General features: G+C 38.9%; 10 protein-coding genes. 2 read left to right on the top strand and 8 right to left on the bottom strand.

Annotation, left to right across the window (positions count from 1 at the left end):
- Window positions 1-116: 116 nt before the first annotated feature.
- Entirely contained in the window at window positions 117-1,061 is a 945-nt protein-coding gene (locus DUT68_RS08900; protein WP_198659562.1) for an NAD-dependent epimerase/dehydratase family protein, read from the top strand.
- A 57-nt stretch (window positions 1,062-1,118) separates the two neighbouring features.
- Window positions 1,119-1,847 carry a YebC/PmpR family DNA-binding transcriptional regulator gene (locus DUT68_RS08895; protein WP_113637663.1) on the top strand — a complete coding sequence of 243 codons (729 nt, stop codon included), beginning with the start codon at window positions 1,119-1,121 and terminating at the stop codon, window positions 1,845-1,847.
- 388 nt (window positions 1,848-2,235) lie between these two features.
- Here the strand turns inward: DUT68_RS08895 and DUT68_RS08890 are convergent, their stop codons facing one another.
- The 8 genes from DUT68_RS08890 to DUT68_RS08855 all read right to left on the bottom strand — a co-directional run bounded on the left by DUT68_RS08890 (window position 2,236) and on the right by DUT68_RS08855 (window position 14,538).
- Window positions 2,236-2,694: a DUF1569 domain-containing protein gene (locus DUT68_RS08890; RefSeq protein ID WP_113637661.1), complete on the bottom strand. Its 459-nt coding sequence runs from the start codon at window positions 2,692-2,694 to the stop codon at window positions 2,236-2,238.
- Between the two features lie 53 nt (window positions 2,695-2,747).
- Entirely contained in the window at window positions 2,748-3,524 is a 777-nt protein-coding gene (locus DUT68_RS08885; RefSeq protein ID WP_113637659.1) for a carboxylesterase family protein, read from the bottom strand.
- 146 nt (window positions 3,525-3,670) lie between these two features.
- Window positions 3,671-5,959: a beta-glucosidase BglX gene (bglX, locus tag DUT68_RS08880; RefSeq protein ID WP_113637658.1), complete on the bottom strand. Its 2,289-nt coding sequence runs from the start codon at window positions 5,957-5,959 to the stop codon at window positions 3,671-3,673.
- A gap of 9 nt (window positions 5,960-5,968) precedes the next feature.
- On the bottom strand, window positions 5,969-7,291 hold the full coding sequence (locus DUT68_RS08875) for a glucoamylase family protein (RefSeq protein WP_113637656.1): 1,323 nt from the start codon (window positions 7,289-7,291) through the stop codon (window positions 5,969-5,971).
- Between the two features lie 12 nt (window positions 7,292-7,303).
- Window positions 7,304-8,974 (bottom strand): glucoamylase family protein, encoded by a 1,671-nt coding sequence (locus DUT68_RS08870; RefSeq protein ID WP_237088301.1) that lies wholly within the window; start codon window positions 8,972-8,974, stop codon window positions 7,304-7,306.
- 63 nt (window positions 8,975-9,037) lie between these two features.
- Window positions 9,038-9,916 (bottom strand): LamG-like jellyroll fold domain-containing protein, encoded by an 879-nt coding sequence (locus DUT68_RS08865; RefSeq protein ID WP_113637652.1) that lies wholly within the window; start codon window positions 9,914-9,916, stop codon window positions 9,038-9,040.
- 10 nt (window positions 9,917-9,926) lie between these two features.
- Window positions 9,927-11,486, bottom strand: a complete 1,560-nt coding sequence (locus tag DUT68_RS08860; protein WP_113638104.1) for a RagB/SusD family nutrient uptake outer membrane protein — start codon at window positions 11,484-11,486, stop codon at window positions 9,927-9,929.
- Window positions 11,487-11,511: 25 nt separating this feature from the next.
- The gene (locus tag DUT68_RS08855) at window positions 11,512-14,538 is read right to left on the bottom strand and encodes a SusC/RagA family TonB-linked outer membrane protein (RefSeq protein ID WP_113637650.1); all 3,027 of its coding nucleotides are present in this window, start codon (window positions 14,536-14,538) and stop codon (window positions 11,512-11,514) included.
- Between the last annotated feature and the right edge of the window lie 200 nt (window positions 14,539-14,738).

Raw genomic sequence — 14,738 nt, 5'->3', positions numbered from 1 at the left:
GAATTAAGCGTTTCAAATAGCCTTATCCGAAAATAAATTTTAAGCCGCTGATATAAATTTGCAGGAATTTCTAGATTGCATTCGTTTTTTTACCTTTGTCAAATTTCGATTTACACATGAGTGATAAAATACTTGTTTTAGGTTCAAACGGGCAAATTGGCACTGAGCTGGTGACTGCTTTAAGAAGTGGCTACGGTAGCGATAACGTAGTTGCTTGTGATATTCGTCGGCCAGATTATGAAATCAAAAATGCAGGGCCGTTTGAGTTTGTAAACGTTTTAGATAAAGAAATATTAAAGGCTGTTTTTGAGAAGTACAAGCCAACACAAGTGTACTTGCTTGCGGCATTGCTTTCTGCTACTGGCGAGCAAAATCCCAAATTAGCTTGGGATTTAAACATGAACGGATTACTGAACGTGTTGGACTTAGCTTTGGTTTACAAAACTGCGAAGGTTTACTGGCCAAGTTCCATCGCTGTTTTTGGACCTAATTCTCCAAAAGTTAATACTCCACAGTTTTGTACTATGGACCCGAACACGGTTTATGGTATCAGTAAACTGGCTGGAGAGCGCTGGTGCGAGTATTATCATCAAAAATATGGTTTAGATGTAAGAAGCATCCGATATCCGGGATTGATAAGCTGGAAAGCTGCACCAGGTGGTGGTACAACAGATTACGCGGTACACATTTTCCACGAAGCATTGAAAAAGGGGAGCTATTCGTCTTTCTTATCTGCAGAAACTGAATTGCCAATGATGTACATGGACGATGCAATTAGGGGTACCATACAGTTAATGGATGCACCGGCAGAAAATCTTTCAATTAGATCTAGCTATAATTTTGCAGGTGTAAGTTTTACGCCGGAAGTTTTAGCCGCAGAAATTAAAAAGCACATTCCTGATTTTAAGCTAACTTACTCAGAAAACGACCCAAGGCAAGAAATTGCAGATAGCTGGCCAAAATCTATTGATGATAGCTACGCTAATAAGGAATGGGGTTGGAAACCAGACTTTGATTTGGCAAAGATGACAGCAGATATGTTAATGAATTTAAAGAAATAAAAAGCCCCACTCAATCTCGCTTAGGAGGGGTTGGCGGAGGTCCTAAATACTATAACAATGGGAAGAGCATTCGAATTTAGAAAAGAAAGAAAATTTAAACGTTGGGCCAAAATGGCCGTACAGTTTACCCGTATTGGTAAAGATATTGTAATTGCCGTTAAGGAAGCTGGTCCGCACCCGGAAACTAACTCTCGTTTACGTACCGCCATACAAAATGCCAAGGCCGTAAATATGCCAAAGGATAGGGTAGATGCGGCAATTAAACGTGCCTCGGATAAATCGATGGCTAATTACGAGGAGATTGTTTACGAAGGATATGCGCCACACGGTGTAGCTGTGCTTATTGAAACAGCAACCGACAATACCAACCGTACCGTTGCCAACGTACGCAGTTATTTCAACAAAACCAATGGTTCTTTGGGTAAAACGGGTTCATTAGATTTCGTTTTCAGCAGAAAATCTATTTTTAGGTTTGCACCTATTGAAGATTTGGATTTGGAAGAGTTAGAGTTTGAATTGATTGACGCTGGTTTAGAGGAACTTTACGTTGAGGCTGATGAAGAGGGAAATGATATTGTTGTAGCTCAAGGTGCTTTCGAAGATTTTGGTCGCCTACAGAAAGCAATTGAAGAAAAAGGTATCGAGTTAAAAAGTTCAAAATTAGAGCGCATCGCATTATCACACCACGAAGTTACTGAAGAACAGGCAGCGGATGTGATGAAGTTAATTGATAAATTGGAAGAGGACGACGACGTTCAAGCGGTTTATCATAACATGGCTGAATAAAATTGCATGAGGCAAAATTTAACAAAAAGCTTGAAGGTTTCTTCAGGCTTTTTTTGTGTCGATTTTTTTAGAAGAGCAATACCTGTGCAGCTAGGCAACTTTCAAAACTGATACTGATCCCGAACATTCGGAAAAGTATGATGAAACGCCAATTTGCCGTCACCCTGAATTTATTTCAGGGTCAGTTAGCTATAAAATATTTTATGTTGTTGTAAATCAAATAAATGATAATCGAAATTGGGTTGATGTAATTTTTTCAAGAGCTGTAAAAGTATTTAACCCGACTCAAGTTTACAAAGACCTTCCTAAAATAAAAACCCCGCAGGCTTCAAGCGCTATGGGGTTAGTAATATTTTTTGAGTGTTAGCCAGACCTGTGTTTCAAGCTGCTAAACGCCAAACTGCTTCAAATGATGATCCAAATGTTTATAGAACATGTTGTTCCATTCGTTATCATCCAGCATACCAAAAGAATGCGATGCCTTTCCGTCAAAAGCTGAAGCTCCTAAAACTTGCGTTTGTTTAATGTAATCAATCAACCTTATTTTTTCTGCTTCAAACTCTTTTTGTTCTGTAATTAAAAATGCTGGCGCAGTTTTCGAACTTTTTGGGAAAGGTTTATCAGTAACCACTTGTTGCTTAACAAACCATTTGAGTATTAAACGCATCATCAAGCCTGGCTTTGGATGCTTATCCGTATAAACCATTTCGTATGTCACGCAACAATGAGCGAGCATTTGGGCTGCATTCATGGTGCCCCATAAAGGTTGTGAATTAGGGGTTAGTTGGTTAATTCTTTCAATAACACCCTCTGCTACAGTTTTGGTAAAAATGTTAGGTAGATCCATATTTTAACAATTTAATTTGCATATCATTATGCCAAAATTAATTAAATATAAGATTATTTATGGTGCGAAAATAACCAAGGAAATAATTCTGGCTCTGCAAATGCACTGTCCCAACTGTTATGGTTAGCTTTTAAATAAACGGTAAATTTAGGTTCATGTCCAAGTTTTTTTAACTCTCGATATACACCATATGAAAACTGTGGCGTTACCACGTCATCCAGCCCACCATGAAAAATCCAAAGTGGTACATTTTTATATTTCTTTACATTCTCTACATTGTCTCCACCGCAAATAGCAAACGCAGCGGCAAAGGTGTTCGGTTTTCTTCTTAAAATTTCGAAGGTGCCCATGCCGCCCATGGACAGGCCGCCTACGTAAATTTTCGTTGCGTCAACAAAGCTATTCTTGAAAAACGTATCTGTAAATGCCAATAAAAGTGACATTGATTTAGTCGGTTGTCCGCCTTTTACAAAAGTGAAAAAGCGTTTGTCTTGTACCGATTCAATTTCAACATTTGCCCAATAGCTATTTTCAGAACATTGCGGGAAAATAGTAATCACTTCATTACTGTTTCTGAAGTTTTCGTTAAGGAACATTTTTGCGCCATGCGTCAACTGCTTCTGATTATCATTGCCGCTCTCTCCGCGTCCATGTAAAAACAGTACCACTGGATATTTTTTTGCCGCATCGAAATTCTTCGGATAAAGGATACGGTATTTTATGGTATCGCCATTGGTAATAAATTCCTCTTTTTTGAACAGGGAAAAATCCTGTGCAAAAGCACTAACATTAAATAGGATGAGGATTAGTAATGCGTTTATTTTTTTCATAACTGTTTCAAATTGCTTGCCCTGCCTACTTGCAACGACTAAATATAAAAAGACTTACTAAGTTTCAAAAGCTTCGTAAGTCTTTAAAAATGATATTAAAATCTCTTCTAGACTATGAAGAGTGCTATCGTATTATAGCATAGTTTTTATTTCACTAATTTAAAATCAACTTCCTTTACATCTCTAGAATTGGTACCAATAAATGCTTTGAAATCCCCGGCTTCCGAAACGTATTTCAATTGACTGTTATAAAATCTCAACATCTCTTCACCAATTTCAAAGGTTACGGTTTTAGTTTCTCCAGGCTGTAAGCTGATTTTTTGGAAGCCTTTTAGCTCTTTAACCGGTCTTGTACTTGTCCCAACTAGGTCTCGTACATATAGCTGTACCACTTCTTCACCTGCGTACTTTCCACTATTGGTAACGGTGGTAGTTAGCTTAATTTTTTGCCCAGGTTTTAAATTGTTACTACTAATTTTTATATCGCCATAAGTAAAGGTTGTGTAACTTAAACCATATCCAAACGGATATAATGGATCATTGCTTACATCTAGATAATTAGACCAAAACCTTGTGAACCACTTTCTATCTCCCAGCGGTCGGCCTGTATTTTTATGCGCATAGTACAAAGGAATTTGTCCAACATTTTGCGGGAAGGTCATGGTAATTTTTCCTGAAGGATTAACATCGCCGAATAAAACATCACCAATAGCTTTTGCTGCTTCAACACCGCCAAACCACACGTTCAGTATAGCTGGCACATTCTGTTGTTCCCAAGTCAAAGTCATCGGACGACCAGCGAATAGCACTAAAACTACCGGTTTTCCAGTCTGTAATAAAGCTGCTAACAAACGTCGTTGCGTATCAGGAATGCCAATATCTGTACGGCTAGAGCTTTCACCACTCATTTCCGAAGCTTCTCCCAAAGCTGCTACTACAACATCAGCTTTTTCAGCCACTTTTACAGCTTCTGCAATAATTTCACTTTCAGGTCGGTTGTCACGAGGAATGTCGCGGCCGTGAGCGGTACCCCAAATCTGTTGGTTAGGATCACCAATGAGGTTAGAACCTAAGGCATAGGTAATTTTAACATTATTTCCAGCTACTTCTTTCAAGCCTTGTAGCAACGTAGGAACTTTTGACATATCTGCGTTTACGCTCCAAGTACCAGGCATATTAGATGCAGTATTTGCTAACGGACCAACTAAAGCAATGGTGCCTTTACGTTGTAGTGGTAAAGTCTGTTGGTCGTTTTTTAGCAATACAAAGGTTTTTGTAGCGGCTTCACGAGCAAATTTTAAATTTTCCTGAGATAGGATCTCTTTTGCTGCACGTTCATCATTACAATATTTGAAAGGATCGTCAAATAAGCCCAATTTATATTTTGCTTCTAAAATTAATCGGCAAGCCATGTTAATTTGGGCGATGGTAACCTTACCCTCGTTAAGATTTTGTTTCAAGGTGGTTAAAAAACCTTCGCTTACCATATCCATATCCGTACCAGCCTTTAAAGCAAGACCTGATACCGTTTTTAGATCCCCTAAGCCATGAGCGATTAATTCGCTTACACCAGTATAGTCAGATGCTACAAATCCTTTAAAACCCCATTCTTTTCTTAATAAATCGGTAAGTAACCATTTGTTTGCCGTGGCAGGAACACCGTTGATATCATTAAAAGAAACCATCACGCTACCTGCACCCGCGTCAATAGCTGCTTTATACGGCGGTAGGTATTCGTTATACATTCTGTCAAAGCTCATGTCGGTAGTGTTATAGTCTCTACCAGCTTCTGCCGCACCGTACAAAGCCAAGTGCTTTACACAGGCCATCATGGTATTTACAGCTTTTAAATCGTTGCCCTGATAGCCCTTTACCATCACTTTTGCAATTTCAGCTCCTAGGTAAGGGTCTTCTCCGCTTCCTTCTGCTACACGTCCCCAACGTGGGTCTCGGGCTAAATCAACCATAGGAGAGAATGTCCAGTTTAAGCCATCTGCAGTAGCTTCAGTAGCTGCTACCCTTGCCGTTTTTTCAATCATCGGGAGGTCCCAACTTGCTGCTAAAGCCAAAGGTATTGGAAAAGTGGTTTTGTAACCGTGTATCACATCCTGTCCAAAAATCAAAGGTATTTTTAATCGGCTACGCATAGCGATTTCTTGTGCCTTTCTAATCTTTTGTGGAGTAGTTAAGCTGAAAATTCCACCCACATTCCCTTTTGCAATTTTTGACTCTACGCCAGTGCTCACAGCCGCACCAGTTGTGGCTTCACCACCTGTTACCAAATTAAGCTGACCAATTTTTTCGTCAACTGTCATCTTCGACATTAGGTTGCTAATGAAAGCATCCATTTTTTGTTTTTCGGTAGTTGTTTTTGGTTTTTGTGCAAATGCAGATAGGGTAGAGGCTATCGCTAAAACTATGATGATTCTCTTCATGTATGATTATTATTTTGAGTAGGTAAAACCTAGTTTCGTTAATCCTTGTTGAATTTCGGGAGCGCTCATAAAAAGCTTCCATAAAAGTCCGGTGCGGCCATTTTCAATCATTACCACAATTGGCCCTTGGTCTATGCCGATATATCGTTTCGGATACCAGTTGGCTGTTTCGCTGTAAGCGTCATAAAAGCCAAATTCTCCCCAAACTTTATCTTTCATATTATCGTACAAGTTTCTAATTACCTGCATGCTTTCTTTTGGCGTATATGGGTAAGAGGACAAGGCAGCAGTTGGGCTAATTACGCCAAAATCTTCATTGGGCATATGTGCCGCATAACCTTTTACAGAGTAGCTGGCCGTTAGGCCCCATGAATTTTTACCATAGCCTTTATATCCTTTTGGGTTGGCAATGGCATAGTCGTAATTGATTAAGGTTTGATTTCTGTTCTCTTGCCAGTAATCAGCATATTTATCTTTTAGTCCTTTTGGATTTAGGCCTAAATAGGAGTAATGCGCCCAAAAAAGAGGCCCAACACTTTCGCCAACAACATTATGTTTTAATTTAATGGGGTGGCCATACATCGTAATGTTGGTGTTAATTGCACCGCTTTTTGCCCAACCTTGATGGTAAACTTCTGCAGGTACACCATGTGTAGGAGAGCAAGCCGCTAATATGTAGGTGATTAAGCATTCGTTATAACCTGTAATGGCAAAATTCATTTTCCATTCAGCTGTTGGCGACCAATGCCAATACAGCACATTTTGGCCATTTTTTCTGTAAAAGTTCCAGTCTATACCTTTCCATAGTTCATCTGCTTTTTGTGCTAAAGCTTTTTCTTCGGCATTGCCGTTGGCATAATATTGCCTAACGCAAATTAATGCTTGTGCTAGAAATGAGGTTTCTACCAAATCTCCTGCATCATCATTTTTACCAAAAGGTTTTGCTTTTCCGCTAGGGTACATCCAATGCGCCCAAGCACCATGAAATCGGTCGGCCTTTGCTAAAAAATCAAGTCCTTTTTTCAAATGCGCTAAACCTTGTTCTCGTGTAATGAATTGTCGTTCAATTGCTACTAATGTACCCATCATTCCAAATCCGCTAGCACCGGTAGCTATAATATCTTTATCGTTTTGCGGATAGATGTTATCGCTATGGTAACGTTCTCTAGAAAGGCCAGATATAGGCTCAGCACCTTCGTAAAAGTATTTGTAGGTCTGTTTTTGAACTTCTGTTAGTAATTCATCATCTGTTAATTTTTTGGATTCGGTTTGTCTACTGACCGAACAGCTACCTAAAAGGGCGAGGATTGGAATCAGATACTTAATTTTCATTTGTGTGTTGTTTTATAAATTAGGACTTGAAAAACCGAGGTTAGTCATACCTGTTTTAATTTCAGGAGCGCTCATGAGCAAGTTCCAAATGAGCTTGCTTCGATAATTTTCTATCATAACGATGATAGGACCTTGATCAATAGCTAGGTGTGAAGAAGCAAACCACGGATCGTTAAGGTTAAATGCATCAACAAATCCATATTCTTTCCAAATTTTATCTCCTAGTTTATAGTAAAAAAACTTTAATGCGGCCATGGATTGCTCTGGCGTGTATGGAAATGAAGAAAGTGCTGCGGTAGGGGCAATTACACCACGGTCGTTGGTAGGAGAACTTGCTGTGTAGCCTCCTGGTATATCGCTTGCAGTTAATCCCCAACAATTAGCGCTATAGCCATTATTTTTTGCAGGGTTGGCCACACAATAATTGTAATTGATCATGGCATGTGCCTTATTTTGTGTTTCGTAGTTGGCATAAGCATCAATTAACCCATTTGGATTGATTCCCAAAAATGAATAGTGTGACAAAAACAATGGTCCTCCTCCGGCATTGCCTAAGGGCAATTGAACACCGTAGTAAGTGTTGCCATTTTTCATAGCGCCGTTTCTGGCCCATCCCTCATCATAAACAGCTTTAGAAATACCGTAGGTAGTGGAAGATGCAGCTAAAACATAAGTGATTAGGCACTCATTCCAGCCCTGTATTTTTAAGTTCATGTCCCAGTTGTAGGTTGGGCTCCAATGCCAATAGAGTGAGTTAGTTCCATTACGGTACCAGCTCCATTCTACTTGGTTATATAATTGTGTAATGTCATTTCTTAAGTTGGTTTCGGCAGTTGTTGTGCCATTGAAGTATTGGCGGGCACTAATTAATCCTGCCATTAGTAGGGAAGTTTCTACTAAGTCGCCTCCATTGTCTTTGGTGCTAAAAGCAATTGCTTTCCCTGTGTTTCCATCTATCCAGTGTGAATAAGCGCCGTGGAAACGGTCGGCAGTTTTTAAAAAATTAACTATTTGTTGAACTCTTGCTAGTCCATCATTTCTAGTGATAAAATTTCGATGGATACCGGCCACCATGGCCATTACGCCAAAACCAGTTCCACCGGAGGTTACTGTATTGCCAGAGGTATTTCTTTCGCGGGCCATTCCGCTTACAGGGTGCCCAAAATCCCAGAAATATTTGAAAGTTTGCTTTTGAACTAAAGTAAGCAGTTCGTCATCGCTTATTCGTGGAAATTTATCGGTATCATCCATTCCAGAAACAAGCGTAATGCTAACGGGATTGATCAATCTGCCGCCCGTTGAAGACTTTAGTTGATCATTTACACTAAGCGTATATGTAGCAAACGAGGAAAGGTTATTTTGTGGGCTTACATTTACAATTTTATTATTGTCATCAAAAGTGATGTTAATTGGAATAACTACTCCGTCAGCATCTTTAAATGAAATTCCGTTGGAAGTGGTTGCGGTATTAATGGGTTCAGTAAATGTAAATTTGGCAATGGGCTTACCTGTTAAATTCGTGTATTTAAGCGTTCCGTTATTGTTGCCGTTAATGGTAAAATAAAGCGAAGTATCCGAATTTGTGATGCTTTCAGCATTATTTTTTTTGCATCCTATAGTTAGTAAAATAAGAGGAAGTAGTAAAATATTACCACCTCGCTGTAACATCTGAAAAAATCGCATACTTAATTGATATTTGATAAAAAGGCACAGCATTGCTACTGTGCCTTTTTCTGTTTTATAGTATTATTTACCTGCTCTACCTAGATTGTAAAGTGCTTTAATACTTGCATCTTGAAGAACTGTATTATAAATTCTTAATTCATCAACACTGCCCGTCATAGCTACAAAATCAGCTGCTGATCCAACGATTTCTTTGCCTGGGATGTTGTTGTAATGAGCACCGATGATGAACTCACCTGGCTCGTAAGATTTAAATACATTATTTCCAGTACCACGGCTATTATAAGAACCAACATCTTTTCCGTCGGCCCATACTTTGAAGATACCAGTAGCTCCATTGTAGGTTAGTACGAGGTGAGTCCAAACAGTTGCACCAAATGCAGGAGATAAATTGGCATTAAGATTATCTTGGCTGCCTCCACCTAAGGTCGTGAATCTTGGGCCTATCCCTAGAAATGTAGTTGAGGTGCTATTTGTGTTTAAACGGAAATCTAAACTTCCCAAAAACGTGTTAGGACGTGCAATTGTCATTAACATGGTTTTTTTAGAGCCATTATTTGCAATCTGTACCCAACTGCTAATGGTGAAGTTTTTTAATGCATCACTTTTAAAAGCATCAAATTGCTTAGCAAAGTAAACGTAGCCAGCTGTTAGCTTCAACGCTTTACCTTTAACTCCTGCTATAAAACTGGCATTAGCTGTTGCGGTAGGTGTTGAGCTGGTTTTCTGTTCATTGCTATTATCTTCAAAAGACCAATAAGCAACCAAGTTATTCGGATAAACCTCATCTGAACTAGCGTAACCATCAATTTTACCAGCGTAACTTGATGCATCAACATCAGGCAAATTATTTGGATTACCATCTTTTTTACATGATGTACCAACCACAGCGGTAGCTAGTAGAAAGGCAATTTTATATTTATTTAAGTTGTTAACTTTCATGTCTCAATAATTAATTATAACCAAAATTTTGAGTTAAAACACCTTTACTAAGGTCAATTTGAGTTTGTGGAATAGGAAGATACTTATCCCTATCATAACTAAACCCTGTTTTTCCAGCAGCAGTCATTGCAGCTTGAGCAACTGTAGAACCCCATCTGATTAAATCAAAAAATCTATCGTATTCCATTGCTAGCTCAACACGTCTTTCTTGTTGAATTGCTGTTCTTAAAGCCGCTTGATCAGTTACGGTGATATCTGGTAAAGTACCTGCAGGTGCGCCGCGTCTGGCTCTAGCACGTACGCTGTTCAACGCAGTTAAGGCTGCGGTAGTATTAGCCGCACCACCAACTTCATTAGCTGCTTCGGCATACATCAAAACCACATCTGCATAACGCAGGATTCTTACATTCATCCAGTAACCGAATCTGTTACCTACAGATGCCCTAATGGCTGGGTTAGTGTAAGCTTTGTTATTATATCTCGGGTTTGGTAATCCCACAGGTGTGGTTTCGCCATAGATCGTTGAACCTGGAGTACTTGCAGTACTAGTGTAAAGTATAGTACGAGCTTTACGCGGATCGTTAGCTTCGTAAGCAGCTTCAAGTTGTACACTTGGCGTGTTCCAGCCCCAACCTAAATCCCAAACGCCTGATCCTCTCACGCCTTGATGACTGGTTAGCTGAATGCCATTAGCAGTTGGAACAGCAGCACTAGCGGTAGCTTGAACTTCAAATACCGACTCTTTACTGTTCTCGCCAGTTTCTCTGAAAATTACATCGTACGAAGTACTTAAGTCATATTGACCTGACGTCATCACCATATTTGCGGCTGCCATTGCAGCTGCCCATTTTTGTTGAGTTAAGTATACTTTAGCTAAAATTCCGTTAGCGGCACCTCTAGTTAAACGACCAACAAATTTTGCAGGCCATGATAGAGGAAGGTTAGCTGCAGCAAATTGCAAGTCGCTTTCAATAAAAGCATAAACTTGTGCCGGAGTACTCTGTGGAATATTGCTATCAGAAGCACCAACCACTTTATCTACCAAGGGTACTCTTCCAAAAAACCTCACTAGCATAAAGTAAGCATAACCTCTTAAAAATCTAGCCTCAGCTTGAGCTTGTATTTTTGCTGATTCAGTAGCTACAATGTCTTTGTTATTTGCCACTTGATCCAATACAAGGTTAGCTTTGGAAATTAGGTTGTAGTAACCAGTCCATAAAGCATTACATCTTCCGTTAGTTGGAACTACAGTGAAATTATCCATGCCTATTACATCAGCACCACCATCGGTTGGTGTACTTCCTTTGTCGGCATCATCACTTCTGATACTGGTGGCCACCAAAAAGCCGTCAACATGTACATTGTAGGCACGAAGCTCATTGTAAGCGCCAAATACGAACTGATCATAAGGATTGTCTCCTGCGCCGTTAGAAAAAGGATATGTTTCGGTAGAATATGAACCTTGTTTCTGAGTATCAAGGAATTTTTTGCAACCAGAACCTAAAATAGCTACGGCAAATGCGGCTGCTACTAAAGTGAAATTTCTAGTTTTATTATCAAATATCTTCATTTTAATTACAATTAATATGGGTGAATTAAAAAGTAACATTTAAACCAAAGGTGTAAACCGCTGTAATTGGATAGAGACCATTGTCAGCGCCTGAACTTGTTGGGTTACCAATAATTGCTTCGGGAGAATAACCAGTGGTTTTGCTCCAAGTTTTTAGGTTTTGTCCGCTTACGAAAACTCTCAATTTCGATATCGCTAATTTATTGATGAAACCTTGGTTGAAAGTGTAACCAAGTTGCACATTTCTTAGTCGGAAATAATCCCCAGGTTCAATAAAATAATTACTAAATAAGAAGTTGTTAGCTCTGGTATTGTCCAAAATCGGTTCAACGTTAGTTGAGCCAGGAGCGGTCCAAGCGTTTAACCTGTTAGCTTCGTAGTTTAAGGTAGCGAACACTTGAGTTTTGCGTTGGGTATAAATTTTATGACCTGCAAATCCCTGTCCATCAATTGTTGCGTCGAAACCTTTGTAATTTAATGTGATGCTTAAGCCGTAAGAATATGGAGGAAAAGGAGAGCCTAAATAGGTTCTGTCATCAGTGTTGATTTGACCATCCCCATTTACGTCTTCATAAGCGATATCACCGATTTGTGAACCAGCCATTACAGGCATTCTTGCCATATCAGCCGCTGATTGGTAAATTCCAATTTGTTTATATCCTCTAAAATATCCAATTGATCTTCCAGTTTCTGTTACATTAATGCCGTTGGTAATTAAGAAGTTAGTGGTATTTCCAATAGCCTCTACATTATTGCTTACATAACTGAAATTTGGATTGATGCTGTAGCTAAAATCTTTACCAATTTTATCGTTCCAGCCCAATGAAATCTCAATACCTTTATTGGTAACAGTACCTAAATTATCATAGTAAGTGTAATTTCCAGCAGGTCCAGGCAAAGTGTAGGTAGTTAATAAGTCTTCTGTCTTTTTATCGAAATAACTTACTTCCGCACTTAGTCTATTTTTTAATGCTTTCAAATCAAAACCTACATCAAAGCCTTTTATTTTTTCATAACGCAAATTCGGATTTACAAGGTAGGCGTTTGAAAGAGCAGTGTATATTTGGTCACCAAATATTGCATTACTAGCTGTTGTAAGTCCTATTTCAAATAAGTTGTTTGGAATACTTCCCGCATTACCTAAAGAACCATAAGCTCCTCTTAATTTGAAGAAATCAACTCCTTTTACATTATCCTTGAAAAAACCTTCTTCACTCACAACCCATCCCAAACCAACGCTTCCAAAGGTTTGCCATCTATTTTGGTTCGCTAGTTTTGAGTTTCCATCTCTTCTAATTGTACCGTTGAATAAGTACTTGTCTTTATATGAATAACTTGTTCTTAAGAAAACACCGGCGTTAGATTCCTCTTCACCACCTCCGCTGTTAAACGTAGGGTTGTTCTGATTTACAACATTCAAATACCATAAGTTTGGATTGTTAGGTACATTAACTGTCGTATCTCTTCTACTGCCGCTTAACGTAGTATACGATTCGTAAACTGAGTTAAAACCAGCTACTGCGTTTAATTTGTGATCTTGTCCAAACTTTTTGCTATAGCTAATGGTATGATCTTGTTGATACTTTCTGTATTCATTTGCACTTTGTCCCACAGTGGTACGTACCGAGTTATCATATACCACTTCGGTAGGTGCTGCCCCTTCGCCTAAGTTTACTGTTCTGAAAGGAAGTGGCGAGTAACTTCTAGCATTATTGAATCCTAAATCAGTATAAACAGTAGAATTAAGGGTGAAATCTTTTAAGAATTTGATTTCAGCGAATAGATTACCACTGATTCTGTAACCGCGGTTAATAGATGTGTTTCTGTTACGCTCCATCGCATAAACAGGGTTGCCAACCTGCGCTCTTTGGAAAGAAGGCATAGTGTTATACAAATCGTTAGTTTGTACAGCTACAATTGGCGCAGCCCATAAAGCATTAGTGATACTTGATGTGTTAGGCTCGTTTCTCCAGTGAAAACCTGTTAAGTTAGCGCCAACTTTTATCTTGTCAGAAATTCTAATTTCCTCATTTAAGCGGGCAATAAATTTTTTGTAATTACTGTATTTCATTACACCGTCCTGATCGTTATAACCTAAGTTAATCAAGGTAGTGCTTTTTTCTCCGTTGTTAGAAATGCTTAAGTTGTTTGTATTGATTACCGCATTTCTAAAGATCAAATCTTGCCAATTTGTATTTGCATTATAATTGGTATAGTCAAACGGAGCAGCTCCTAAGTTGGCTAGTTGAGCCGAATACAATTTTTTGAAACCGTCGGCATCAGCCATTTCAATTTGATTAGTAACTTTTTGTATACCTACATTGCTACTCAAGTTGATGGTGGTTTTTCCTTTGGCCGATTTTTTGGTAGTAACGGCAATTACTCCGTTTGCACCTTTTAATCCGTAAATGGCAATTGAAGATGCATCCTTTAACACATCAATACTCTCAATATCCGCTGGGTTCAAGTAATCGATATTGTCTTGCAATTGACCGTCTACTACGTAAAGAGGATTTACTGCGCCTCCACTTGTACTATTTACACCTCTAATACGTACAGTTGGAGAAGATCCCGGAGCACCATTGTTAGAAATAGTTAAACCTGGTACCTTACCTTGTAGCGCATTGATCGGGTTAGTAGTCGTTAATTTTTCGATTTCTTGCCCTTTAACGCTGGCAATTGAACCTGTGAGGTCTCTTTTTTGTTGCGTACCATATCCAACAACTACAACTTGTTGTAAATCATTGTTGGCGGCAGTTAAGGTTACGTTGATGGTAGTTTTTGTACCAACTGCAATTTCTTGATTGTTAAAACCGATGAAGGAAAACACCAAGGTGCCGCTGCTTGGCGCACTAATCGTGTAATTTCCACTCGCGTCTGTTTGTACGCCATTGCTTGTTCCTTTCACTACTACACTAACTCCCGGTATCGGAAGGTTTTGATCGTCTTTTACCGAACCCTTAACTGTAACGTTTTGGGCAAAGGCAACGTCTGATAGTAGTAGTAATAAAAAGCAGGCAATAACAGAGAATTCTGTAAAGATTTTTTTCATACCGTTATTAATATTTGATTATTTGAATATGCGAATGTTGAATTTTTGTTGATGTAAAACAACATAAATCACTTGCACATTACTACATCATTTTAAAATATGGCTATTTCTCAATAGTCATATTTTTTAGCTTTAAATGCCTTATAGGCCATTTTTAACACATATTGTGTTGTGGTTTGCACTACTACAGAAGAGAAAAA

This window comes from Pedobacter zeaxanthinifaciens (assembly GCF_003313335.1).
Classification (GTDB): Bacteria; Bacteroidota; Bacteroidia; order Sphingobacteriales; family Sphingobacteriaceae; genus Pedobacter; species Pedobacter zeaxanthinifaciens.
This window is presented reverse-complemented; position numbering and strand designations above follow the sequence as displayed.

Coding starts and splice junctions, on each gene's coding strand:
- DUT68_RS08900 (WP_198659562.1), top strand. CDS start 117: ATGAGTGATAAAATACTTGTTTTAGGTTCAAACGGGCAAATTGGCACT.
- DUT68_RS08885 (WP_113637659.1), bottom strand. CDS start 3,524: ATGAAAAAAATAAACGCATTACTAATCCTCATCCTATTTAATGTTAGT.
- DUT68_RS08875 (WP_113637656.1), bottom strand. CDS start 7,291: ATGAAAATTAAGTATCTGATTCCAATCCTCGCCCTTTTAGGTAGCTGT.
- bglX (WP_113637658.1), bottom strand. CDS start 5,959: ATGAAGAGAATCATCATAGTTTTAGCGATAGCCTCTACCCTATCTGCA.
- DUT68_RS08865 (WP_113637652.1), bottom strand. CDS start 9,916: ATGAAAGTTAACAACTTAAATAAATATAAAATTGCCTTTCTACTAGCT.
- DUT68_RS08860 (WP_113638104.1), bottom strand. CDS start 11,486: ATGAAGATATTTGATAATAAAACTAGAAATTTCACTTTAGTAGCAGCC.
- DUT68_RS08895 (WP_113637663.1), top strand. CDS start 1,119: ATGGGAAGAGCATTCGAATTTAGAAAAGAAAGAAAATTTAAACGTTGG.
- DUT68_RS08890 (WP_113637661.1), bottom strand. CDS start 2,694: ATGGATCTACCTAACATTTTTACCAAAACTGTAGCAGAGGGTGTTATT.
- DUT68_RS08870 (WP_237088301.1), bottom strand. CDS start 8,974: ATGCGATTTTTTCAGATGTTACAGCGAGGTGGTAATATTTTACTACTT.
- DUT68_RS08855 (WP_113637650.1), bottom strand. CDS start 14,538: ATGAAAAAAATCTTTACAGAATTCTCTGTTATTGCCTGCTTTTTATTA.